The sequence below is a fragment of the Parvibium lacunae genome (genome assembly GCF_003335215.1).
GTDB classification, from domain to species: Bacteria; Pseudomonadota; Gammaproteobacteria; order Burkholderiales; family Burkholderiaceae_D; genus Parvibium; species Parvibium lacunae.
In genome coordinates this window covers 355,537-378,672 of the sequence record NZ_QPGB01000002.1, presented here as the reverse complement: position 1 = coordinate 378,672, position 23,136 = coordinate 355,537, and the positions used below count along the sequence as shown (strand labels likewise).

At 52.9% G+C, this 23,136-nt stretch carries 19 protein-coding genes and 1 pseudogene; 17 read left to right on the top strand and 3 right to left on the bottom strand.

Annotation, left to right across the window (positions count from 1 at the left end; translation table 11 throughout):
• Positions 1-11: 11 nt before the first annotated feature.
• Genes hrcA through hemH form a run of 3 tightly spaced genes read left to right on the top strand, consistent with a single transcriptional unit; the run spans position 12 to position 2,833 of the window.
• Positions 12-1,115, top strand: coding sequence for a heat-inducible transcriptional repressor HrcA (gene hrcA / locus DU000_RS05880; RefSeq protein WP_114402431.1), 1,104 nt, complete (start codon positions 12-14; stop codon positions 1,113-1,115).
• A gap of 21 nt (positions 1,116-1,136) precedes the next feature.
• Positions 1,137-1,694: a nuclear transport factor 2 family protein gene (locus DU000_RS05875; protein ID WP_114402430.1), complete on the top strand. Its 558-nt coding sequence runs from the start codon at positions 1,137-1,139 to the stop codon at positions 1,692-1,694.
• Positions 1,695-1,744: 50 nt separating this feature from the next.
• Positions 1,745-2,833 (top strand): ferrochelatase, encoded by a 1,089-nt coding sequence (gene hemH / locus DU000_RS05870; RefSeq protein WP_114402429.1) that lies wholly within the window; start codon positions 1,745-1,747, stop codon positions 2,831-2,833.
• 140 nt (positions 2,834-2,973) lie between these two features.
• On the opposite strand, the pseudogene DU000_RS05865 reads toward hemH, so the two are convergent.
• Positions 2,974-4,194, bottom strand: a pseudogene (locus DU000_RS05865) (malic enzyme-like NAD(P)-binding protein); the annotation flags it as partial.
• 443 nt (positions 4,195-4,637) lie between these two features.
• Here DU000_RS05865 and grpE point away from each other — a divergent pair.
• The 4 genes from grpE (at position 4,638) to DU000_RS05845 (ending at position 9,022) form a co-directional block, all read left to right on the top strand.
• A complete protein-coding gene (gene grpE / locus DU000_RS05860; protein ID WP_114402427.1) occupies positions 4,638-5,192 on the top strand; it encodes a nucleotide exchange factor GrpE in 555 nt (184 codons plus the stop codon).
• 115 nt (positions 5,193-5,307) lie between these two features.
• On the top strand, positions 5,308-7,248 hold the full coding sequence (dnaK, locus tag DU000_RS05855) for a molecular chaperone DnaK (RefSeq protein WP_114402426.1): 1,941 nt from the start codon (positions 5,308-5,310) through the stop codon (positions 7,246-7,248).
• 82 nt (positions 7,249-7,330) lie between these two features.
• Positions 7,331-8,458 carry a molecular chaperone DnaJ gene (gene dnaJ / locus DU000_RS05850; RefSeq protein ID WP_114402425.1) on the top strand — a complete coding sequence of 376 codons (1,128 nt, stop codon included), beginning with the start codon at positions 7,331-7,333 and terminating at the stop codon, positions 8,456-8,458.
• Between the two features lie 120 nt (positions 8,459-8,578).
• Positions 8,579-9,022 (top strand): hypothetical protein, encoded by a 444-nt coding sequence (locus tag DU000_RS05845; RefSeq protein WP_147266970.1) that lies wholly within the window; start codon positions 8,579-8,581, stop codon positions 9,020-9,022.
• Between the two features lie 39 nt (positions 9,023-9,061).
• Here DU000_RS05845 and DU000_RS05840 read toward each other — a convergent pair whose 3' ends face one another.
• Positions 9,062-9,877 (bottom strand): DUF3047 domain-containing protein, encoded by an 816-nt coding sequence (locus tag DU000_RS05840; protein WP_158529645.1) that lies wholly within the window; start codon positions 9,875-9,877, stop codon positions 9,062-9,064.
• Positions 9,878-10,186: 309 nt separating this feature from the next.
• Here DU000_RS05840 and tkt point away from each other — a divergent pair, with 309 nt between their 5' ends.
• From tkt to DU000_RS05820, 4 genes are all read left to right on the top strand, one after another.
• The gene (tkt, locus tag DU000_RS05835; protein WP_114402422.1) at positions 10,187-12,238 is read left to right on the top strand and encodes a transketolase; all 2,052 of its coding nucleotides are present in this window, start codon (positions 10,187-10,189) and stop codon (positions 12,236-12,238) included.
• A 36-nt stretch (positions 12,239-12,274) separates the two neighbouring features.
• Positions 12,275-13,285, top strand: a complete 1,011-nt coding sequence (gene gap / locus DU000_RS05830) for a type I glyceraldehyde-3-phosphate dehydrogenase (RefSeq protein WP_114402421.1) — start codon at positions 12,275-12,277, stop codon at positions 13,283-13,285.
• Positions 13,286-13,437: 152 nt separating this feature from the next.
• Complete coding sequence (locus tag DU000_RS05825; RefSeq protein WP_147266969.1) at positions 13,438-13,830, top strand: hypothetical protein; 393 nt, start codon at positions 13,438-13,440, stop codon at positions 13,828-13,830.
• 53 nt (positions 13,831-13,883) lie between these two features.
• Positions 13,884-16,073, top strand: coding sequence for a S8 family peptidase (locus DU000_RS05820; protein ID WP_114402419.1), 2,190 nt, complete (start codon positions 13,884-13,886; stop codon positions 16,071-16,073).
• A 43-nt stretch (positions 16,074-16,116) separates the two neighbouring features.
• On the opposite strand, the gene DU000_RS05815 is transcribed toward DU000_RS05820, so the two are convergent.
• A complete protein-coding gene (locus tag DU000_RS05815) occupies positions 16,117-16,749 on the bottom strand; it encodes a rhomboid family intramembrane serine protease (RefSeq protein WP_114402418.1) in 633 nt (210 codons plus the stop codon).
• A gap of 119 nt (positions 16,750-16,868) precedes the next feature.
• Between DU000_RS05815 and DU000_RS05810 the strand changes: the two genes are divergently transcribed.
• The 6 genes from DU000_RS05810 (at position 16,869) to purE (ending at position 23,102) form a co-directional block, all read left to right on the top strand.
• Positions 16,869-18,053: a phosphoglycerate kinase gene (locus DU000_RS05810; RefSeq protein WP_205074020.1), complete on the top strand. Its 1,185-nt coding sequence runs from the start codon at positions 16,869-16,871 to the stop codon at positions 18,051-18,053.
• Positions 18,054-18,101: 48 nt separating this feature from the next.
• Complete coding sequence (gene pyk, locus DU000_RS05805; RefSeq protein WP_114402417.1) at positions 18,102-19,535, top strand: pyruvate kinase; 1,434 nt, start codon at positions 18,102-18,104, stop codon at positions 19,533-19,535.
• A gap of 44 nt (positions 19,536-19,579) precedes the next feature.
• Positions 19,580-20,644, top strand: coding sequence for a class II fructose-bisphosphate aldolase (fba, locus tag DU000_RS05800; protein ID WP_114402416.1), 1,065 nt, complete (start codon positions 19,580-19,582; stop codon positions 20,642-20,644).
• A gap of 61 nt (positions 20,645-20,705) precedes the next feature.
• Positions 20,706-21,605: a phosphoribosylaminoimidazolesuccinocarboxamide synthase gene (locus DU000_RS05795; protein WP_114402415.1), complete on the top strand. Its 900-nt coding sequence runs from the start codon at positions 20,706-20,708 to the stop codon at positions 21,603-21,605.
• A 31-nt stretch (positions 21,606-21,636) separates the two neighbouring features.
• Positions 21,637-22,605 (top strand): YncE family protein, encoded by a 969-nt coding sequence (locus DU000_RS05790; RefSeq protein ID WP_147266968.1) that lies wholly within the window; start codon positions 21,637-21,639, stop codon positions 22,603-22,605.
• On the top strand, positions 22,602-23,102 hold the full coding sequence (gene purE, locus DU000_RS05785; protein WP_114402413.1) for a 5-(carboxyamino)imidazole ribonucleotide mutase: 501 nt from the start codon (positions 22,602-22,604) through the stop codon (positions 23,100-23,102). The genes DU000_RS05790 and purE overlap by 4 nt, the downstream gene beginning before the upstream one ends.
• The last annotated feature ends 34 nt before the right edge of the window (positions 23,103-23,136 follow it).

Here is a 23,136-nt window from a genome sequence, read left to right as displayed (position 1 = left end):
ATTTAACTGTCATGCTTGATCCTCGTGCTCGCATTTTGTTAAATACGTTGATCGAACGCTACATTGCCGATGGTCAACCAGTTGGGTCACGTAGTTTATCGAAACTCTCCGGATTGGATCTATCGCCTGCGACCATTCGGAATGTCATGGCGGATCTGGAAGAGATGGGCTTGATTGCCAGCCCGCATACGTCAGCCGGGCGAGTGCCAACTGCCCGCGGCTACCGCCTCTTCGTTGATGCTTTGTTAACCGTAGACCCCCGCCAAAGCCCACAGGCAGAAGCGATTTTGGCACGTCTAGGCCAAGATTTGCCGGCGCTACAGCCCGATACCCCGCACAATGTGATGGCCCAGGCAGCAGGGCTACTCTCTAGCCTGTCGCAATTCGCAGGCGTGGTCGTTGCTACCCGGCAAAGTCCGGTGTTCAAGCATATTGAATTTTTGCCGATCGCAGACAAACGAATCTTGCTGATTATTGTGACCCCAGAGGGCGATGTACAAAACCGCTTGTTACTGACCGAACAGCCATACAGCCCGGCGCAGTTGGTAGAAGCCGCCAATTATTTGAATCAGCATTTTGCTGGGTTGCCATTTGAAGCCATACGCGATCGCCTCCAAGGCGAGTTAATGTCTCTGCGTCAGGACATGATGCAATTGATGCAGGCCGCTGTGGTGGTTGGCAGTGAAACCTTGCATCGGCATCAAGAGACAGTCCTGATTGCAGGCGAGCGTAACTTACTGAATGTCGGCGAATTGACGGCCAATGTAGAGAGTCTGCGGCGTTTATTTGACCTGTTTGAGCAAAAAGCCAAGCTTCTACAGTTGTTGGAATCCGGTAGCAATGCCCAAGGGGTGCAAATTTTTATAGGTGGGGAATCAGATGTGGTGCCAGTTGAACAGTTGTCCGTGATCACCGCACCTTATGAAGTTGATGGTCAGATTGTGGGTACCCTGGGCGTGATTGGCCCTACGCGCATGGCGTATGAACGGGTTATTCCGATTGTCGATATCACGGCTAAGTTACTGACCCATGCCCTGAGTGATTATGCGGATTATTCGAGCCTCGCGGGGTATCCCGGTGCTGGGCATAAATCTTCTCCAGGGCAAGTGGGCTAAAGGCGATGCGAGAAGCGTAAGATGACGACGCTAGCAAAAGCAAAATGGCGCGAATTGACCTATGCGGCAAGCCTTGCAGGGCAAGCTGAGCAAACTCAGGTGAATGCGCATCAAGCGCTCTTAACCCGGTTTTACCAAGCCTTTCAGCAGCGTGATGCCGCTGCCATGAGCGCGTGTTATCACCCTGACGCGCAGTTTCATGACCCCATATTTGGGACCTTGTCCGCCCCCGAGGTTGTGGCGATGTGGCACATGTTGTGCCAAAGTGCCGAAGAATTCATGCTGCTCTATTCCGATGTGCAGTGCGATGCGCGCTACGGCACGCTAGAATGGGTCGCCCGTTACCGCTACCGGCCGACCGGGCGGCTGGTGGTGAATGAGGTGACGACAGAGGTTGCATTTAAGGAAGGACTGATTTTGCATCATGATGATGCTTTCTCGGTCGCTCGTTGGGCCGCCCAGGCCTTGGGACCGATTGGTCGCTGCGCTGGCTGGACCCCTTGGCTACAGCGGCGCATTCGGCAGCAAGCAAGACAGTCACTCGACCGTTTTCTTCAACGACAGGCAGTGGTGGTTTAATGTCGGTTTTCTAATCTCCCTTTTCACGATTTTCACGATGAACTTGCGATATGGCGCTTTTGACAGAACCTTCTTTCCAGCATGGACAGCCGAGCCGAGTTGGCATTCTTTTGGTTAACTTGGGAACCCCGGCTGCACCGACAGCAGCGGCAGTTCGACGCTATCTGGCGCAGTTCCTGGCTGATCCTCGCGTGGTCGAGATTCCACGGTTGATCTGGTGGCCAATTTTGCATGGGATTATTTTGCGCGTCAGGCCACAGAAGTCGGCTGCAAAATATGCCAGCATTTGGACTCCCGATGGGTCTCCCCTGCGCTATCACACCGAACAACAGGCGCGCTACTTGCGCGGGTATTTGGGCGAGCGAGGCATCCAGGTGGAAGTGGCGCACGCCATGCGTTACGGTGATCCGAGTATTGCTGACGTTTGGCAACAGTTGCGGCAACAGGGGTGTGATCGAATTTTGCTGATGCCACTCTATCCCCAATACGCCGGTAGTACGACCGCGACCGCGGTAGATGAAGTGGCACGCTTACTATTGCGGACACGGAATCAACCGGCATTGCGGATCGTCAAGCACTATCATGATGATCCCGGTTACATCGACGCATTGGCGGCACACATCCGTCAATATTGGCAGCAGCGGGGTCGGGCTGAAAAGTTGGTGATGAGTTTCCATGGCGTGCCCAAACGCACACTGTTGCGTGGCGACCCGTATCACTGCGAATGCCATAAAACTGCACGATTGCTGGCCGAGCGCTTGGGATTAAGCAAAGCAGAGTATGTCGTCACTTTTCAGTCACGCTTTGGTAAAGCGGAGTGGTTGCAACCTTATACCGAGCCGACGGTGATTAGCCTAGCGCAACAAGGGGTCAAAAATATTCAAGTTATTTGCCCTGGCTTTGTCAGCGATTGCTTGGAAACACTGGAAGAAATTGCCTTAGAGGTGAAGCAAGCGTTTCTTGACGCGGGCGGTAAAGACTTCGCCTATATTCCTTGCTTGAATGACAACCCGGCTTGGTTAAACGCACTGGCTGATATTTGCCAGCGGCACTTGCAAGGTTGGGATACGGGGGCACCAGACATGGCCGCACTTAGCACACAACGTACTGCTGCGCTTGAGTTGGGCGCCAGCGATTAATGCGGCATGTGATTATGCCGACTACGCCTGTTGATTCGGGCGCAGTCGGTTGATTTACTTCGTTTTGGCTTCATGGGCGGTAGGAAGATCGCCCTAGCGCGTTCCCGTTACAGCGCCATGCTGTTAAGGGCGTTCTGATAGTCAGCGAGATTGAGTACCCGCTTGGCCACCCCGCTGTCAATCGCCGCTTGGGCGATTTTGGTGGTGACGCCGGTGAGCAAGCGGGGGTCAAGCAACGTGGGCAGAATGTAGTCTGTGCCAAAGTGACCATCAGTGCGGGCCATTTCAGCCAGCGCCGTGGCGGTCGCGCGTTTCATGGCTTGATTGATTTGTGTTGCGCCAGTGTCGAGCGCGGCCCGGAACAAATAGGGGAAACACAGCGCGTTATTCACCTGGTTGGGATAGTCGGAACGGCCTGTGGCGCAAATTGCATCGGGGGCGACTTCCTTCACCTTCTCTGGCCGAATTTCAGGCTCAGGGTTGGCCAGGGCAAACACAATCGGTTTCGCTGCCATCTTTTTAATGTCGGCTTGCGTGACTAAGCCAGGGCCAGATAAACCCAGGAAGGCATCGGCCCCTTCAATCACGTCACTGAGGGTTTTGGCCGGGGTGTCTTTCGCCCAAGCTTGTTTCTCGGCGTTCAAATCGGTTCGGCTGGTCGTAATAACGCCCTTGCTATCGCAAACGTAGATATTTTCACGCTTCATCCCAACATCTAGCAGCATATCCAGGCAGGCAATCGCGGCTGCCCCAGCACCTGAGCAAACGAGCTTGGTTTCTGCAATCGCTTTGCCGCTGAGGTGGAGCGCATTGAGCATTCCGGCTGCAACGACAATTGCCGTGCCATGCTGATCATCATGAAACACGGGAATCGTTAGACGCTCACGGAGTTTTTTCTCAATGTAAAAACATTCCGGTGCCTTGATGTCTTCTAGATTGATCCCGCCGAAAGTGGGGTGGAGTGCGGCGATGATTTCAACCAGCTTGTCGGGGTCCGTTTCATCGATTTCGATGTCGAACGAATCGACCCCAGCAAATTTTTTGAACAATACTGCTTTGCCTTCCATCACGGGTTTGCTCGCCAGCGCCCCAATATCGCCCAGGCCTAAAACAGCGGTGCCATTGCTAATCACTGCAACCAGGTTACCCTTGGCGGTGTATTCATAGGCTTTGGCCGGGTCTTTATTAATCTCGACACAAGGTGCAGCGACACCAGGGGAGTAGGCCAAGGCTAAATCACTTTGGCCGTTAACTGGCTTGGTCACGGCGATTTCGAGCTTGCCGGGACGATTATTTACTTGGTAATTTTGGGCGTGATAGCTTAAGGCTTGTTGTTCTAAACTCGACTGCTGGACAGACATGCATGACTCCAAGAAAACATCTGATCAGGAATTGGCCGATCGAGATGCAAAAAAAGCATAAATAATTGGGGTTCTGGCTCTCCCCATGCCGCCTCAAGCGCTGAGGGATTCAGCAAGAAACTAAAATTCATTACCGAAACGGGCGTGTTAAATGATATGGTTAGCCGCTTGTTTAACACGTTTGCTGTTAGATAGGCCTTTTTGAGGCGAAACTAACACGGTAGAGCCTAGGGTTAACCCGCAGGGTAGCAGACTGTACCTGAATTGCCGATAGGCACAATCCACACCCCATGCTTTTTATGCATAATCGCTTGAAAAGTCGGTATGTGTCACCAAATGTCCTCACAGTCGGAAACAATACTTGCTCTCGCTCGAATAGAGCGCTAGTAATCCGGCGGCTCTTGATGTTAATTGTATTTAAAATTCTCTAACTGCAGCTATTTATGAATGAAAAGCAAGAAATTGATGTCGGTTTAACGACGCCTGCCGAGTCGCTGGAGCCTGCTGTTGATGGCGCTGAGGCGTCTGTCTCGACGGCCCCCACACTGACAGAGCAATTGGCTCAAGCGCAAGCCAAAGCCGCAGAGAACTATGATTTGTTCGTGCGTGCGAAAGCGGAAACCGAGAATGTTCGGCGGCGTGGTGCGGAAGATGTGGCCAAGGCGCATAAGTTCGCGATTGAATCTTTTGCAGAGGCCTTATTACCTGTGCGCGATGCCCTAGAGGCGGCATTGGCTGATCAATCTGGGGACCCCGCCAAACTGCGTGAAGGGGTCGAGCTGACCTTGAAACAGCTGAGCAGTGCTTTCGAGCGCGGCAGAATCCAGGAAATTAACCCGGTTGGTGAAAAATTTGACCCGAATCGCCATCAGGCGGTGAGCGCGGTCCCTGCGCCGGAGGGCGTAGCCCCCAATCACGTGGTGAACGTGTTCCAAAAAGGTTATGTGATTGCCGAGCGTATGTTGCGTCCCGCCTTGGTGACGGTGGCGCAGGCTTGAGCACGGCCACGCATAGTAAGCGGCTTTAAACCCTAGTCTAAACAGGGCCTTGAAAAAGTGTTCTGTGCCCTTACCTCAAGGGCATGAGTGAAAATTGCATTGAAAGGATAGTGAAATGGGACGAATTATTGGGATTGACTTGGGTACGACCAACTCTTGCGTGGCGGTACTCGAAGGTGATCAAACGAAAGTAATCGAAAACTCAGAAGGTGCGCGTACAACCCCTTCGATTATTGCTTACATGGAAGACGGCGAGATTTTGGTGGGTGCGCCTGCCAAACGCCAAGCGGTGACCAACCCCAAAAACACCTTATATGCGGTTAAGCGCTTGATTGGCCGCCGCTTCGAAGATAAAGAAGTACAAAAAGACATCGACTTGATGCCTTACGAAATTCTTAAAGCCGATAACGGTGATGCCTGGGTCGGCGTGCGCGATAAAAAATTGGCGCCTCCGCAAGTGAGCGCTGAAGTGCTGCGCAAAATGAAAAAGACCGCCGAAGACTACCTTGGCGAAGAAGTGACTGAAGCCGTGATTACGGTGCCGGCTTACTTCAATGATGCCCAACGCCAGGCGACCAAAGATGCGGGCCGGATTGCGGGCTTGGAAGTCAAACGTATTATCAATGAACCGACTGCTGCTGCATTGGCGTTTGGCATGGACAAAAAGGAAAGCGGTGACCGCAAGATTGCCGTATTCGACTTAGGTGGCGGAACGTTTGACGTTTCCATCATTGAAATTGCTGATGTTGATGGTGAAAAACAGTTTGAAGTGTTGTCCACCAACGGCGATACCTTCTTGGGTGGCGAAGACTTCGATCAACGCATCATTGATTACATCATTGAAGAATTCAAAAAGACCAATGGCGTCGATCTCAGCAAAGACCCCATTGCTTTGCAGCGGATTAAAGCCGGTGCTGAGCGCGCCAAGATTGAATTGTCGAGCAGCCAGCAAACCGAAATTAACGAGCCCTACATCGCCATGGCAAATGGTGCGCCCCTGCACTTGAACATGAAGCTCACCCGTTCCAAGTTGGAAGCTTTGGTCGAAGAGCTGATTGTGCGCACGATTGAGCCTTGCAAGGTTGCGATTAAAGATGCGGGTGTGAAAGTCAGCGATATCGACGACGTGATTCTGGTCGGCGGCATGACGCGCATGCCCAAGGTGCAGGAAAAGGTTAAAGAATTCTTTGGTAAAGAGCCACGTAAAGACGTCAACCCCGATGAGGCGGTAGCGGTCGGCGCAGCGATTCAAGGCGCGGTATTGGGCGGTGATCGTAAAGACGTGCTCTTGCTGGATGTCACGCCCCTCTCCTTGGGTATTGAAACCCTTGGCGGCGTGATGACCAAGATGATTCAGAAAAACACCACCATCCCCACCAAGTTTGCGCAAGTCTATTCCACGGCGGATGATAACCAGCCTGCGGTGACCGTGAAGGTTTACCAGGGCGAGCGCGAAATGGCCTCGGCGAACAAGTTGCTGGGCGAATTTAATCTGGAAGGGATTCCACCCGCGCCGCGCGGTGTACCGCAAATTGAAGTGGCCTTTGATATTGATGCGAACGGTATTTTGCACGTCAGCGCCAAAGACAAAGGTACTGGCAAAGAAAATAAAATCACCATCAAGGCCAACTCGGGCTTGAGCGAAGAGGAAATTCAACGCATGGTGAAAGATGCCGAAGCCAATGCTGAAGAAGACAAGAAATTGCTTGAATTAGTGCAAGCGCGTAATGGCGCGGAAGCGCTGGTACATTCCACGCGCAAGGCGTTGGAAGAGCACGCTAGCAAATTAGAAGCGGGCGAAAAAGAAGCGATTGAAGCGGCTACGAAAGACTTGGAAGAAGCGGCCAAAGGCAGCGATAAGGCAGAGATTGATGCCAAGACCGACGCTTTGAGTAAAGCGGCACAAAAGCTGGGTGAAAAAATTTACGCGGAAATGCAAGCGCAGCAAGCGGCGGCCGGTGCAGCAGCAGGTGCCGCCCCCGGTACTGCTGAGGCTAAACCAGCCGATGACAACGTGGTTGACGCTGACTTCAAGGAAGTGAAAAACGACAAGTAACCCCTGTCGTAGATTGAAACGCAGTGCAGCCACAGGCTGCTCTGCGTTTTTGTTTTAAGAATGTTGCCTTTGCGGACACAACATGGCTAAACGAGATTATTACGAAGTATTGGGCGTGGCGAAAAATGCCAGCGATGACGATATCAAAAAAGCATATCGCAAGTTGGCGATGAAGTATCACCCGGATCGCAATCCCGATAATAAAGAAGCGGAAGATAAATTTAAAGAGGTTAAGGAAGCCTACGAGATGCTCTCGGAGGCAGACAAACGCGCAGCCTATGACCGCTATGGCCATGCGGGCGTTGACCCCAATGCTGCGGGTGGGTTTGCTGGCGGGGGCGGCTTCGCAGAGGCCTTTGGCGATATCTTCGGCGATATTTTCGGGGGCGGGGCTCGTGCTGGTGGGCGTGGCGGGCCACAGGTGTATCGCGGCGCCGACCTCAAATACACCATGGAAATTACGCTAGAAGAAGCGGCGCAAGGCAAGCAAGCACAGATTCGTGTGCCGAGCTGGGAAGAGTGCGACACCTGTCATGGCAGCGGGGCGAAACCCGGCACCAAACCCACCACATGTACGACCTGTGGTGGTCGCGGCGTGGTGCGCATGCAGCAGGGGTTTTTCTCAATCGAACAAACCTGTCCGCATTGTCATGGTACCGGTAAGATCATTCCTGATCCCTGCCAAACTTGTGATGGCGTGGGGCGCATCAAAAAAACCAAAACCCTCGAAGTCAATATTCCTGCTGGTATCGATGATGGGATGCGGATTCGGTCAGCCGGTAATGGCGAGCCAGGTATTAATGGCGGGCCAGCCGGTGATTTGTATGTTGAAATCCGCTTAAAAGAACATAAAGTCTTCCAGCGTGATGGTGACGATTTACATTGTCAGATCCCCATTTCCTTTGCCACTGCCGCACTGGGGGGGCAGATTGAGGTGCCTACCTTGCATGGCAAAGCCAGCTTTGATTTGCCAGAGGGCACGCAAACGGGTAAAACGTTTCGCTTGCGTGGTAAAGGGATTAAAGGCGTACGCTCAGCTTACCCCGGTGATTTGTTTTGCCATGTGGTGGTTGAGACCCCAGTTAAACTTTCTGAAAAACAGAAAGACTTGTTGCGCGAGTTTGAGCGTTTAACGACCGAAGGGGGCGGCAAGCACAGCCCGCAAAGCAAAGGCTGGTTTGACAAAGTGAAAGAGTTTTTTGAGCAGTAATTGCCCTGGGCCTGCTTAAACGACACCAGCGCCGATGAAATGACTGCAGCATGACTTGTCATGATGCAGTCATCTTTTTTTGGGATGCTGATACGCTTGTCGACTTTATCAGGTGACGTGATGAGTAACGATTCACTTTCCAGGCAGATTGAGCAGCGCCGCAACAATCGCGTTCAGTTTTTTTTACTGCATACCGAACACCAAAATTTCCCGTTATGGTTTTTCCAGCCCGCAGCGGATTCGGCTGCGATTCCGGGTATTTTGGTCGATGCGAGCCGGGGTGGGGTGCAAGTTTTATTACCCAGTGACACTACTATTGATCAAGCGCGTTATCGGCTAACGGTGTGGGCTGAGGCTGAGGCTAACCTGAGTGGCCCTGCCATTGCGTTCACCCTAATGCCAGTCTGGGTTGAAACACCCCCGAGCTTGTATCCCCGTATTGGTTTTGAGCTGTTGGAACCAGAGGCGGAAACCATGCAGACATGGTTAGAGGCGATTCATGCCGCCGCCGCGCAACATAGCTGGTGGCGCTGCACCTTAACGCCCCTGGTGGCCATCAACTAACGGTGATTCGCGCTGCGTTGGCACAACTCAACGGTGAGCTTAGGGCAGGTGAGGTGAGCGCAGCGGTTGCTGGCTAATACTCAATGGCCCGTACCAAGCGCGTGCCGTGTCCCCGGTGTTGTCGGTGTCACTCAAGATCCCAATTGAAATCAGGGGCCCAGGTTTTTCACCATAGGCTTTTTCATAGTCGGCGGCGTAATTGCGCATGTAGTGCTGCCATTGCCCCAATTTGCTATCGCCTGATTCCACCACAATCATTTTGATGCGGTCTGTGACGGCATGCGGAATATGGGTGTTTTGGGGTTGTTGGTTATCCCAGACATACACCAGCGTGGCATAGGGTACTTCATGGCCCGCCATGACTTTGCCCATATTGAGCAACATCTGCTCTTTGAAGGGCAGTTTGGTTTTATCGCCATCAAAACCCAATATCAGTCGTACGGGAGAATCTTCTTTGCTGCGCTGAGTAATATCCGCCTGCGTAATGAGATTAGCCACTTTCCAATGCCAGCCGATCCAAGGTGACGCTTGTGAATCAACGCGAAGGTTAAAGTGCAACCCCGAGGCTGAGCTTTCAGCATCGGCCTGCACCACATCCATACCGTCTTTACGGATTGGCGTGAAGACAGTCCGAGTTTTATCGGCCCGTATCAGCAGCTTGCGCCACCCTTCTGGCATGCCGTCTTGGTTATCGTCAGTGAGGGAGATGATCTTTTCTGTTGGGGCATTGGCTGGGCCACTGTATCTGAGATTACTTTGCTGCGCGCAGCCGACTATCAAACCAAGCAATAGGCACAGCGCTACCGTGAATAATCGGGGTAATTGAGTGTGGGGATGGAGCTTGACAGGCAACATAGGTCTCAGAATTGGTGAGCGGACAAAAGCGTGCTGCAACATGATTCGCAGCGACTTGCTAGCAAGACTGGTAAAAGTCGGTGAAGTTCAGTTAATTTTAAGCCGCTGTGCATAAATTGCTATGGAAGAGAGCAGAATTCGCGGTTTCAATAGGGGGTTTCTGATAAAATTGTGTACGTTTGTGTTTGTTTTTTAATCAGCCTTTGTTTGATGCGCTCTACAGCGCTGCTTTTTGTCTGCGTCCAGCGTCTTTTAGCCGCTGTCCGTGAGAGATGAAAATCCGTCTGTAGCGCTTACTTTTCCTCAATTATGAACTCTGCTGCGACCGGCGCGTTAAATGCGCCTGCTGTTTTCTCCCCCCAATCAACCCGTAATATGGCCAATGCGATCCGTGCTCTCGCGATGGATGCGGTGCAAGCCGCAAATTCGGGCCACCCCGGTATGCCGATGGGGATGGCTGAAATGGCCGTTGCGCTCTGGCGCGATCACCTGAAACATAACCCAGCCAATCCTGGGTGGTTTGATCGGGACCGTTTTGTGGTCTCCAATGGCCATGGCTCAATGCTGATTTATGCCTTGTTGCACTTGGCGGGCTATGACCTGCCAATGAGTGAAATTAAAAATTTCCGTCAACTGCATTCCAAAACCCCCGGACATCCTGAAGTTGGAATTACCCCCGGCGTGGAAACGACGACAGGGCCTTTGGGACAGGGGATTACCAACGCGGTGGGCATGGCGTTGGCAGAAAAGCTCCTCGCGACCCAGTTCAATAAACCTGGCCACACGATCGTTGATCACTTTACCTATGTGTTTTTGGGCGATGGGTGCTTGATGGAAGGGATTTCCCACGAAGCCTGTTCCTTGGCTGGCACCTTGGGCTTGAACAAGCTGATCGCGCTCTACGACGATAACGGCATTTCGATTGACGGCAGAGTCGAGTATTGGTTTGCCGATAACACACCGAAACGCTTTGAAGCCTATGGCTGGCACGTGATTCCGAATGTGGATGGGCACGATGTGGCCGCGGTGTCCGCGGCGATTGCACAGGCGAAAGCCAGCGACAAGCCCACGCTGATTTGCTGTAAAACCTTAATAGGTAAAGGTGCTCCCGGTTTAGAGGGTGGCGATAAAGTCCACGGTAGCCCCTTGGGCGATAAAGCGATTGCCGAAACCCGTGCCGCGATTGGCTGGCCGCATGCGCCCTTTGAAATCCCAGCGGAGGTGTATGCTGCGTGGGATGCGAAGAGCAGCGGCGCCCATGCCGAAGGCGCATGGAATACTCGGTTCTCGGCTTACCAAGCCGCTTTCCCCGCTGAGGCGGCCGAGTTTATCCGCCGTATGCGCGGCGAACTGCCTGCCAATTGGTCGGCGAGCGTAGAAGCGATTTTGGCGGCCATCAATACCAAGGCTGAAACGATTGCAACGCGTAAGGCGAGCCAGAACGCGATTGAAGCACTCGGCCCGGTGCTGCCCGAATTCTTGGGCGGCTCCGCTGACTTAACCGGCTCTAACTTGACCAACTGGTCCGGTTCCGTTGCCGTGCGTGCCTCTGCAGACGGTAAAGACTTTGTAGCAGGGAATCACATCAACTACGGTGTGCGTGAGTTTGGCATGAGTGCCATCATGAACGGGATTACGCTGCATGGTGGCTACATTCCTTATGGCGGTACCTTCCTGACCTTCTCCGATTACAGTCGCAATGCCTTGCGCATGGCGGCATTGATGAAGCAGCGTTCGATTTTTGTCTTTACGCATGATTCGATTGGTCTGGGTGAAGATGGTCCGACGCACCAGTCGGTCGAGCATGTATCTAGCCTGCGTTTGATTCCCCAACTTGATGTGTGGCGTCCGTGCGATACCGTGGAATCAGCGGTGAGCTGGGTGCAGGCGATTGAGCGGAAAGAGGGCCCCAGTGCCTTGATTTTCTCGCGCCAGAATCTGCCGTTTGTCAGCCGTGACGCGGCGCAAATCGCCGCGGTGAAGCGCGGTGGTTATGTTCTGCGCGATGCGGTTAACCCCAAACTGATTTTGTTGGCCACGGGTTCTGAAATCGCGTTAGCTTTAGGCGCAGCGGAAAAACTCGCCGAGCAAGGGATTGCCGCGCGCGTCGTTTCCATGCCGTGTACGAATGTGTTTGACCGCCAAGCGGCCGATTGGAAAAAAGCGGTTCTGCTGCCTGGTGTGCCACGCGTCGCGATTGAAGCCGGGGTCAGCGATTTCTGGCGTAAATATGTGGGCTTAGAAGGGGCGGTCGTCGGCATTGATACCTTCGGTGAGTCCGCCCCTGCTGGCGTGCTGTTTAAATATTTTGGTTTCACCGTTGAGCATGTCGTGGCTACTGCTCAACAAGTGTTGAAATGAGAATCGAATTAATTTATTTTTATCTAGGAGAGAAACATGGCAATCCGTGTCGCAATTAATGGTTATGGTCGTATTGGCCGCAATGTGCTGCGTGCTCATTACGAAGGGGGTAAAAAACACGATATCGAAATCGTGGCAATCAATGATTTGGGCGATCCCAAAACCAACGCCCACCTGACCAAATATGACACCGCCCACGGTCCTTTCCCCGGCACCGTTAGCGTCGAAGGCGAATACATGGTGGTGAATGGCGACAAGATTCGTGTGTTGGCCAACCGCAATCCTGCCGAATTGCCATGGGGTGACTTGGGTGTGGACGTCGTGCTGGAATGTACCGGTTTCTTCACCAGCAAAGAAAAAGCCTCTGCCCACTTAAAAGGCGGCGCGAAAAAAGTGGTGATTTCTGCGCCCGGCGGTAAAGATGTGGATGCCACGATTGTTTACGGTGTGAACCACGGTGTGTTGAAAGCCACCGATACCGTGATTTCAAACGCGAGCTGTACTACGAACTGCTTGGCCCCACTGGTACAGCCTTTGCACAAAGCGATTGGCCTGGAAACCGGTTTGATGACCACCATTCATGCGTACACCAACGACCAAGTGTTGACCGATGTGTACCACGAAGACCTGCGTCGTGCCCGTTCTGCGACCCAATCCATGATCCCGACCAAAACCGGTGCGGCCGCTGCGGTTGGTTTGGTCTTGCCTGAATTGAATGGCCGTCTGGATGGCTACGCGATCCGCGTTCCCACCATTAACGTGTCTTTGGTTGACCTGAGCTTTATCGCCAGCCGTGACACCAGCGCTGAAGAAGTGAATGGCCTGATGAAAGCCGCTGCCGAAGGCGCGCTCAAAGGTATTCTCGGTTACACCGAAGAACCTTTGGTGTCGGTTGACTTCAACCACAACCCCGCTTCCAGCACGTTTGATGCGAGCCTGACCAAAGTGTCTGGCCGTTTGGTGAAAGTGGGTAGCTGGTACGACAACGAATGGGGTTTCTCCAACCGCATGTTGGATACCACCGTTGCATTGATGTCTGCTAAGTAACAGTCTCATGCGTGCGACAATCCTATGGCTAACTGATGTAAGCATGGGGTTGTCTTAACGTGATCGTGTCGCTGTCATTCACCGGTAGTGTATGAGTGAGACACTGAGAAATGCCAACGATGATGAGTAAGGTTGATAGCTGGGGAGTGTTCATGATAGGTCTGCTGCAACAATGTCGCCGAGGTGGAATGCTGATGTTCGTCATGGGGTTGCTCGTCAGTGGGTGTAGTGCTGTAGGGGATGACCACTCCTCTCAGAATCAATTACCCCAGCTCCCCCTCGCTGACTATGACCAACATAAAGGGCAAGAGCTGATTGTTAAGTTTAGGACCAACCCAGCGAATCCACGCGATAAGAAGTTATTCGCGAATCTTGATTCAGCCATTGTGGCCAAAATTTATCTGATTCGGCCAATGGCAGGGGATAACTATTTGTACGGGATTACGGTTGCCAACTCGGATCTAGACGGAGTGATGGCGCAATTGGCAAAAAGCCCGGGAATTGAATATGCAGTGAAAAATGGCCGTGCTTGGCCGAGTAAATAAATGGATGGTGGTAGGTGGTTCGACTCATAGGTTAATTAAAAGCAGGGGGTAAGATGACTAAAAGATTGAAGTGGCAAGCGGGCCTGTTAGTGATGGCCGTTGGCTTAGCCAGTATGACGCAATTATTTGCCAATCCAGCGCGAGTAGCACGGGCGGCAGACTTGACTGCACAAGGGAAAGTAAATTTAGCCTCCGAAGGTCCTGAAGCGGCAGGGCTAATAGTTAAACTCAAAAGCGTCTCTACCCAGGCCGTAGCTTCACGGCAAGTCAGTCCTGCTGCCATGAATGCCTTGTTGAGTACGGCAGGTATCGCACTCAACTTTGAGCGTGATATGGCTGCCGGGGCAATGGTGTTTGGGAATAGTAAAACCACACTCAGCTACAGTGACTGGGTCGCTGCAGCGTCACGACTGGCGCAACTGCCCGAGGTTGAGTATGCGGTTCCTAATCTGATTGCGCGTCCTACCTATACCCCAGCGGATGCAGCTTATGCCACCAACCAATGGCACTACTTTGCCCCAACTGCGAGTTTCTCAGGGAATACGACCGTCGGCGGTGCCAATCTTCCTACTGCTTGGGATATCAGCTTGGGTAGCACCAGTGTGGTGGTCGCGGTGCTTGATACAGGGATTCGTCCGCATGCTGGCTTAGTCGCCAACACCTTGGCTGGCTATGATTTTATTACGAGTACGGCGACAGCGAATGATGGTGATGGCCGCGATAATAACCCGGCTGACCCGGGCGACTGGATTACAGCAGGGGAGAGCGCTGCGGGTACCTTTGCTGGCTGTACCGTAACCAATAGTAGCTGGCATGGAACGCACGTTGCAGGAACTATCGCCGAGGTAGCCAACACAACCGGCGGTATTGGGGTCGCCCCGAACGTCAAAATTTTACCGGTGCGCGTGCTGGGTAAATGCGGCGGAACCTTCGCAGACATTATCGATGGCATGTATTGGGCTGCAGGGTTTTCAGTTGCTGGCGTGCCCGCCAACAGCAACCCCGCCCAAGTATTGAACATGAGTCTGGGTGGCTCAAGTACCACCTGCGATGCGGCGATGCAGGCGGCAGTGACCGCCATAGTAAATTCTGGTCGTGTGATTGCCGTGGCAGCGGGCAATGATGGTAACACGGTCAAAACCCCAGCAACTTGTAATGGGGTAATTGCCGTTACGGCCCACGCAATCAATGGTGACAATGCCTCGTATGCGAATTATGGTACCACCGTGAAAATCAGCGGGCCAGGCGGTGGAAATGGCTCTAACATTCTGGGGCCAGGATTCCGCGTTTATTCCACGCTCGATAGTGGTACGACTAATCCAGTTGGTGACACCTATGGCAATTACCAGGGGACGAGTATGGCCACACCACATGTTGCTGGTGTCGCGGCCTTAATTAAGTCGGTGTTACCGAATGCCAGTCCGGCCCAGGTTCTATCCTTATTACAATCAAATGCCCGGCCGCATCCCGCCGGTACCTTCTGCGCACCTGGTGGGGCCAATGCCAATAACTGCGGCAGTGGTTTATTAGACGCGTCGGCCAGTTTGACCCAAGCGAACAGCTTGACGCCGCCGCCAACCGCGAGCGCCGGGGGTAACCAGGTGGTCGCACCTGGCGGCACGGTAACCTTAAGTGCGGCCGCCAGTGCCGGTAATGCGGGAAAAACCATTAGCAGCTATCAATGGACTCAGACTAGTGGCACTGCGGTGACCTTGAGTTCTACGACCGCTGCGTCGCCAACCTTTACAGCCCCTGGGACTGGAACCTATGGTTTTCGCGTAACGGTGACCGACAGTTATGGGTTTACCGCGCAGGCAACGACGTCAGTCCGGGTTAACTCTGCGCCCAGCCCAGCAGCAACTGCTACGCAAACCGTGAATGTGGGAAATACACTGAGTTTTACGGTTTCTGCCACAGATGTGGATGGCGACACGGTCACCTATGTAGACACTGCTAAGCCTGCCGGATCGGTCTTTAACACGACAACTGGGGCATTTAGCTGGAATACCACGGGGGTGACAGCCGGCAGTTACACCCTGAGTTACTACGCGACGGATGGGACCGCCAATAGTGCGACTCAAACGGTAAATATTACGGTCAACCCCGCTGGCACGCCTGCGCCGAGTGCTGGCGGTGGCAGCAGTGGTGGGGGCGGCGGCAGCTTGTCATGGGAAACTCTGCTGGCTATGCTGGTGCTCGCGGCGATGGTTCGGTTCATGATTCGCCGTTATCGCGCCGAATGAGCGTGATGTTTCGCGGGGCAGGCTCAGCGTTGATGAGCCTGCACTACATGGCACCGTTGTGTTTCCTGTGCGCCATAAGCCAGCCAATAACGCCGCCTAGACACCCCCAAGTATGGGCCGGATGAAAAATACTAAAGGCGTGGGTAATCGGGTTAAGCGACCCCACTTCTACTAGCATGCGCAAAACGAGCAGGCCAAGCAAAAGCTGGCCTGTTTTTTTTAAGCGTGGCTCGGGCCGGGTTGCCAAGCAGAGCACCGCAGCGGCCAGAACACCATAAAAGACGCCTGAAAATCCGGCATAGTAGTCTGCGTTGTGATACCAGAGGCTGAGGTCAACTGCCAGTAGCGAAAGCGTCATGCTCCACAGATAAACACGGCACGACACAATGGCTCCAAAGGCCCAGACGATTAGAGCGGTGCCAACCAAATTCAGGGTCAAGTGATCGATGTCAAAGTGCGTGAAATGGGCGGTTATCCAGCGCCACCACTGATCTTGTAGTGCATGACGGTAAATCAGGGTAGGGCGCCAATCCAAGACATAGCCCATGACCGTCACAACCCCTAACCCACCCCAAATTAACCAACGACAGCCATTGCCTGCTTGCACCTGTTGTGGCTGGGGTGCGCGCTTCGGCTTATTGGCTGGTGCATCGCTGGTGGCGAGGGCGGGCTTCATGGTCTAGGTGGCTCAAGGTATAATTGAGGATTAAGGTAACGGCCCTCTCTGGCTGCAGTTGCCTGCACGGCTAGCCGTAGATTCTTGCCATTCTCGATAATTTTAAACAGGGAACACTGATGTTGAAATTCCTCCGTCTCGCTGAACAAGATGTCGCGGGTAAACGTGTTTTGATTCGTTCTGACTTAAATGTGCCACAAGATGACGCGGGCCGGATTACCGATGATACCCGCATTCGGGCCTCATTACCCGCAATTGAATTAGCGTTGAAAGGCGGGGCCGCCGTGATGGTCACCTCTCACTTGGGGCGCCCAACAGAGGGAGAGCTCAAGCTAGAAGACTCGCTGCAGCCGATTGCAGCACGGATTGCCGAATTGCTTGGAAAAAAAGTCCCGCTGATTCAACATTGGGTGGATGGCGGGTTTACCGTGAATCCCGGCGAAGTGGTGTTGCTGGAAAATTGTCGAGGTAATAAAGGCGAAAAGAAAAATGATGACGCACTCGCTCAAAAAATGGCAACGCTTTGCGATGTGTATGTGAATGATGCCTTTGGGACAGCGCATCGGGCTGAAGCCACCACACATGGCATTGCCAAATATGCGCCTGTTGCTTGTGCTGGCCCCTTATTGGCGGCGGAATTAGATGCGTTAGGGAAAGCGTTGCATGCACCGAAGCGCCCGCTCGTTGCGATTGTGGCGGGGTCTAAAGTGTCCACCAAGCTGACTATCTTGAAGTCGCTGGCAGAGAAAGTGGATCAATTGATTGTTGGTGGCGGGATTGCCAATACCTTTTTGCTGGCGGCTGGGCATCCGATTGGTAAATCCTTGGCGGAACCCGATTTGATTGACGAAGCGAAAGCAATCATTGCCATCATGCAAGCACGCGGTGCAGACGTGCCGATTCCTGAAGATGTGGTGGTTGCCAATGAATTTTCCGCGTTGGCGCGGGCCAATAAAGTCGCTGCGGGCGAGGTCGCTGCGGATGACATGATTTTAGATATTGGCCCCAAAACAGCTGCCCGACTTGCCGCCATTATCGCTGGCGCAGGCACAGTGGTTTGGAATGGCCCGGTTGGGGTATTTGAGTATGACCAGTTTGCTGGCGGCACGAAAATGCTAGCAGCGGCGATTGCCCACTCTTCAGCCTTTTCGATTGCGGGCGGCGGCGATACACTCGCGGCCATCGCCAAGTTCGGCATTGAAAAGCAAGTCGATTATATTTCTACCGGCGGTGGCGCATTCTTAGAGTTTTTAGAAGGTAAAGCCTTGCCCGCTGTGTCCATCTTAGAAGCGCGTGCGCAGTAATGGCGTGCCGCGCTCGCCGTGCTACCGCAGCTTAATCAGGAGAGTGTCATGCCTCGTGCGACCAAAATAGTAGCGACCCTCGGGCCTGCATCCGATACGCTGGAAATGCTCACGCGTATGGTTGCGGCGGGGGTCGATGTGGTGCGCTTGAATTTCTCGCACGGCAAAGCGCAAGATCATATTGATCGCGCTAATCGCGTGCGGGAAGCTGCCAAGGTGGTGGGGCGCGAAATCGCGATCATGGCTGACCTGCAAGGGCCCAAAATCCGCGTTGGTAAATTTGCTGATGGCAAGGTCGAGCTGGAACCCGGGGCTGCCTTTATTCTTGATGCCCAATGTGAGCTGGGCGATCAAACTCGCGCTGGCCTAGACTACAAAGAGCTACCGCGAGACGTGGTTCCTAACGATGTTTTGTTGTTGAATGATGGCCTGATTGTACTGGTGGTTGAAAAAGTGCAGGGCAGTGAAATTCATACCCGGGTCAGAATTGGCGGCACACTCTCTAACAACAAAGGAATCAATAAACAAGGCGGCGGTTTATCTGCGCCGGCTTTGACCGCAAAAGACATGGAAGATATCAAAACGGCCGTGGCTTTAGGGGCCGACTATATCGCCGTTTCTTTCCCGAAAAATGCCACTGACATGCAAATGGCGCGGCAGCTTGCAACGATTGCCGCGACAGGCACAGGTCATAAGCCTGGGCTGATTGCCAAGATTGAGCGCGCTGAGGCGATTCCCCGCTTGGATGAAATTTTGCAGGCATCCGACGGCATTATGGTTGCTCGGGGTGATTTGGCGGTTGAGGTCGGCAATGCAGCGGTGCCAGCACTGCAAAAACGCATGATCAAACTGGCGCGTGAAAATAATAAACTGGCGATTACAGCAACCCAAATGATGGAGTCCATGATCGTCAATGCGGTGCCGACGCGTGCCGAAGTCTCTGATGTTGCCAACGCGGTCTTGGATGGGACAGATGCGGTGATGCTCTCGGCTGAAACTGCGGCGGGGAAATATCCGATTGAAACCGTGGAAGCGATGGCTGCCATTTGCCTTGAAGCAGAGAAATCTTATGCTTCCGTGCTCGACAATGATTTCATGAATGCCCGTTTTACCCGTATCGATCAATCGATTGCGTTTGGCGCACTGTTTACCGCTTATCACCTACAAGCGAAAGCGATAGTGGCCTTGACTGAATCTGGCTCAACCGCCCTCTGGATGAGCCGCCATGATGTGCCGATGCCAATCTATGCATTGACCCCAAATGTAGGAACCCAGCGCAAGCTTGCACTCTATCGGAATGTTCGCACACTGAATTTATCCCAGTCTTTTGATCGTGATGCTGTGTTGCGTGCAGCCGAGCTGTTGTTGCTGGAAAAAGAACAAGTGGCGCACGGTGACACCATCGTCTTGACGGTGGGCGAACCCATGGGCCAGGCTGGTGGCACCAATTCGCTGAAGATTGTTCAGGTGGGTCATCGCTAATTTTGAATGAGAGCTATTTAACTATTTTTGTTTAGGAGAACATTATGCCTTTAGTATCCATGCGCCAATTGCTCGATCACGCTGCTGAAAATGGCTATGGCATTCCCGCTTTCAACGTGAACAACTTGGAACAAGTGCAAGCCATTATGGCTGCCGCGTCTGAGTTGGATGCCCCGGTCATCATGCAAGCCTCTGCGGGTGCGCGCAAATACGCAGGCGAAACCTTTTTACAGCACCTGATTCAAGCTGCGGTCGATAGCTATCCGCACGTCCCTGTCGTCATGCACCAAGATCATGGACAGTCCCCCGCAGTCTGTATTCAAGCCATGCGCCTCGGTTTTTCCAGCGTGATGATGGATGGTTCTTTAGAAGCCGATGGCAAAACGATTGCGAGCTATGACTACAACGTCGCGGTGACCAAAGATGTGGTGCGGATGGCCCACGCGATTGGTGTTACCGTCGAAGGTGAGTTGGGTTGTCTCGGTTCACTCGAAACCATGAAAGGGGACAAAGAAGATGGCCATGGGACTGACGCGACCATGACGCATGATCAGTTACTGACGGACCCTGAACAAGCTGCTGACTTTGTGAAACAAACCCAATTGGATGCATTGGCGATTGCCATTGGTACTTCCCACGGCGCTTACAAATTTACGCGTAAGCCCACAGGCGACATTTTGGCGATTGAGCGCATTAAAGAAATTAACCGCCGCATCCCGAATACGCATTTGGTGATGCATGGTTCATCCAGTGTGCCGCAAGATTTGCTCGAAGAAATTCGCAAATATGGTGGCGACATGAAAGAAACCTATGGGGTACCCGTGGAAGAAATTCAAACCGCGATCAAATACGGGGTTCGTAAGATCAATATCGACACCGATATCCGTTTGGCGATGACCGCCGCGATTCGTAAGTTCTTTGTTGAGCATCCTGGTAAATTTGACCCCCGCGAATACCTCAAACCCGCGATGCAAGCGGCCAAGGCGATTTGTAAACAGCGCTATGAGCAGTTTGGCTGTGCTGGCCAAGCGAGCAAAATCAAACCCCTGGGCCTCAGCGTGGTTGCCGAGAAATATACCAAAGGTGAGTTGGCACAAGTGGTTAATTAAGTTGTCTTACACCATGGCGTGCTGAATCGCCAGCACGCCTTTTTTATTTGAAAGACCCTATATGGCGCTCTATCAATCTACGCTCACCTCCTTGCCCCTGCTGGGCCGTGGCAAAGTCCGTGATAACTACGCTGTGGGTGATGACAAAATTTTGATTGTCACCACCGATCGCTTATCGGCCTTTGATGTGGTGATGAATGAACCCATCCCCGATAAAGGTAAGGTACTCAACCAAATGGCCAACTTTTGGTTTGCCCAATTGGCCGAGGTGGTCCCGAATCACTTAACGGGCATTGCCCCGGAAACAGTTGTTGCGGCAAATGAAATTGCGCAGGTGCAGGGCCGTGCTGTCGTGGCCAAACGGCTCAAACCTATTTTGGTCGAAGCGGTAGTACGGGGCTATCTGATTGGTTCAGGATGGAAAGATTACCAAGAGACGGGCGCCGTGTGTGGCATTCAATTGCCTGTAGGTTTACAACTTGCCCAGAAATTACCTGAACCCATTTTCACCCCTGCCGCAAAAGCCGACTTGGGCGAACATGATGAAAACATCAGCCTTGCGGATATGGTGTCACGCATTGGTCAACCGCTGGCTGAGCAGATTCGCCGGATCAGTATTGAGCTGTACACCAAGGCTGCCGATTTTGCCGCACAACATGGCATTATCATTGCCGACACCAAGTTTGAATTTGGTCTCGATGAACAAGGCGTGTTGCATTTGATGGATGAAGTGCTGACCGCAGATTCCTCGCGCTATTGGCCTGCCGATTCTTACCAAGTGGGGATTTCCCCGCCATCGTTCGATAAACAGTTTGTGCGTGATTATCTTGAAGACGTCTGCGCACAGGGCCACTGGAATAAAACAGCGCCTGCGCCAGCACTGCCTGCCGAGATTATTGAAAAAACCGCAGATAAGTACCGTGAAGCACTACAGCGTATTACAGGGCGGACCCTCGTTTGATACAACGTATCAAGTAACTGGAGAGTGATAGATGAGACAATTTGTTATAGCCTGCATGGTGGCTGTGCTTGCTGCCTGTGGCGGTGGAGGTGGCGGTAGCTCGTCTGGCTCTAGTAGCAGCAGTGGTGCGACGGCGAGCAATGTCTTTATTCGGGACATGACCTCTAGCACGATTGCTTCTGTGGTGAATCGGAACCCGAGTGTGGGTACACTGGCTATCGATCGCTTACTCAGTGGCGCCGCGACTCAACTCTTGTCTTACCAGGGCGACATGTTTATGGATAGCCCAAATGATCGTCTCTACGTTGCCAATGGATCAAGCATCGTTGTGTTTAACAATATCGGTACAGCGACAGGTAATACTGCACCGAGCCGGATTGTCGCCAATGGCGCAACGGGTTATATCTCAGTTTTTTTAGATCAGATCAACAACCGACTCTATTCCGCTGATATCTCGGCAGGAATCCGAGTCTTTGATAATGCCAGCACGGCAAGTCTAGCTGCCCCGAATCGTCAAGTTACGGGGTTCGCGACCGGTTATTCGCTTTTTAGTCTGGTTGTTGATGTGGGCAGAAATATCGCTTATGTTCTTGCATCACAGCCGAGCAGCCCGCTATATGTTGTTTTTGTTTTCGACGGGGCAGCGACGATGAATGGCGTAACCGCACCCAGTCGAACGATCACGCTTTCTTCACAGAATACATACGGCGGGCTAGCAATCGATGCTGCCAATAACCGCCTCTATGTCAGTGATGCGGGCGGCGTGCATGTCTATAACAATGCCAGTACGGTGAACGGCGCAGCAGTCCCCGCTAAAACGATTACGTTTCCCGTTCCCGCAATTTATCGGATCGCGCTGGATACCGCCAATGATCGTTTGTATGCCACCAGTTCCACCTTGGTTTATGTCGTTAATAACGTCAGTACGGTATCGGGTGCAGTAGCAGCGACACAGATTTCAATCAGTGGTACAAATTTAACTTCAATTGCGGTGCGATGATGACTCAAACTCCCCTTATTGGCGTGGTCATGGGCTCGAACAGTGACTGGGCCACCATGCAGCATGCGGTGGATATGCTGAAAGAATTTGGCGTACCGTATGAGGCACAAGTGGTCTCGGCACATCGTATGCCCGATGACATGTTTCGTTATGCCGAGAGCGCAAAAGCCCGTGGCTTGCGCGGCATTATCGCGGGCGCAGGTGGCGCGGCGCATTTGCCAGGCATGATCGCAGCAAAAACGATTGTGCCCGTGTTCGGTGTGCCCGTTGCTTCCAAGTATTTACGCGGTGAAGACTCTTTACTCTCGATTGTACAAATGCCCAAAGGCATCCCCGTCGCCACCTTTGCGATTGGTGAAGCCGGGGCGGCCAATGCGGCTTTGAGTGCGATTGCCATGTTGGCGACCACAGATGACGAGTTGGCAAAAAAACTTGACGCCTTTCGCGCTAAGCAGACCGAGGCTGCACGCGCGATGACTTTGCCGATTGCTGAATGACCTCTGCCATCGTTTGAATTGGTAGGGTATGCAG

Bases quoted from the DNA above. Each gene is read 5' to 3' on its own strand.
- hrcA (WP_114402431.1), top strand. From the start codon at position 12: ATGCTTGATCCTCGTGCTCGCATTTTGTTAAATACGTTGATCGAACGC.
- DU000_RS05875 (WP_114402430.1), top strand. From the start codon at position 1,137: ATGACGACGCTAGCAAAAGCAAAATGGCGCGAATTGACCTATGCGGCA.
- hemH (WP_114402429.1), top strand. From the start codon at position 1,745: ATGGCGCTTTTGACAGAACCTTCTTTCCAGCATGGACAGCCGAGCCGA.
- grpE (WP_114402427.1), top strand. From the start codon at position 4,638: ATGAATGAAAAGCAAGAAATTGATGTCGGTTTAACGACGCCTGCCGAG.
- dnaK (WP_114402426.1), top strand. From the start codon at position 5,308: ATGGGACGAATTATTGGGATTGACTTGGGTACGACCAACTCTTGCGTG.
- dnaJ (WP_114402425.1), top strand. From the start codon at position 7,331: ATGGCTAAACGAGATTATTACGAAGTATTGGGCGTGGCGAAAAATGCC.
- DU000_RS05845 (WP_147266970.1), top strand. From the start codon at position 8,579: ATGAGTAACGATTCACTTTCCAGGCAGATTGAGCAGCGCCGCAACAAT.
- DU000_RS05840 (WP_158529645.1), bottom strand. From the start codon at position 9,877: ATGTTGCCTGTCAAGCTCCATCCCCACACTCAATTACCCCGATTATTC.
- tkt (WP_114402422.1), top strand. From the start codon at position 10,187: ATGAACTCTGCTGCGACCGGCGCGTTAAATGCGCCTGCTGTTTTCTCC.
- gap (WP_114402421.1), top strand. From the start codon at position 12,275: ATGGCAATCCGTGTCGCAATTAATGGTTATGGTCGTATTGGCCGCAAT.
- DU000_RS05825 (WP_147266969.1), top strand. From the start codon at position 13,438: ATGATAGGTCTGCTGCAACAATGTCGCCGAGGTGGAATGCTGATGTTC.
- DU000_RS05820 (WP_114402419.1), top strand. From the start codon at position 13,884: ATGACTAAAAGATTGAAGTGGCAAGCGGGCCTGTTAGTGATGGCCGTT.
- DU000_RS05815 (WP_114402418.1), bottom strand. From the start codon at position 16,749: ATGAAGCCCGCCCTCGCCACCAGCGATGCACCAGCCAATAAGCCGAAG.
- DU000_RS05810 (WP_205074020.1), top strand. From the start codon at position 16,869: ATGTTGAAATTCCTCCGTCTCGCTGAACAAGATGTCGCGGGTAAACGT.
- pyk (WP_114402417.1), top strand. From the start codon at position 18,102: ATGCCTCGTGCGACCAAAATAGTAGCGACCCTCGGGCCTGCATCCGAT.
- fba (WP_114402416.1), top strand. From the start codon at position 19,580: ATGCCTTTAGTATCCATGCGCCAATTGCTCGATCACGCTGCTGAAAAT.
- DU000_RS05795 (WP_114402415.1), top strand. From the start codon at position 20,706: ATGGCGCTCTATCAATCTACGCTCACCTCCTTGCCCCTGCTGGGCCGT.
- DU000_RS05790 (WP_147266968.1), top strand. From the start codon at position 21,637: ATGAGACAATTTGTTATAGCCTGCATGGTGGCTGTGCTTGCTGCCTGT.
- purE (WP_114402413.1), top strand. From the start codon at position 22,602: ATGATGACTCAAACTCCCCTTATTGGCGTGGTCATGGGCTCGAACAGT.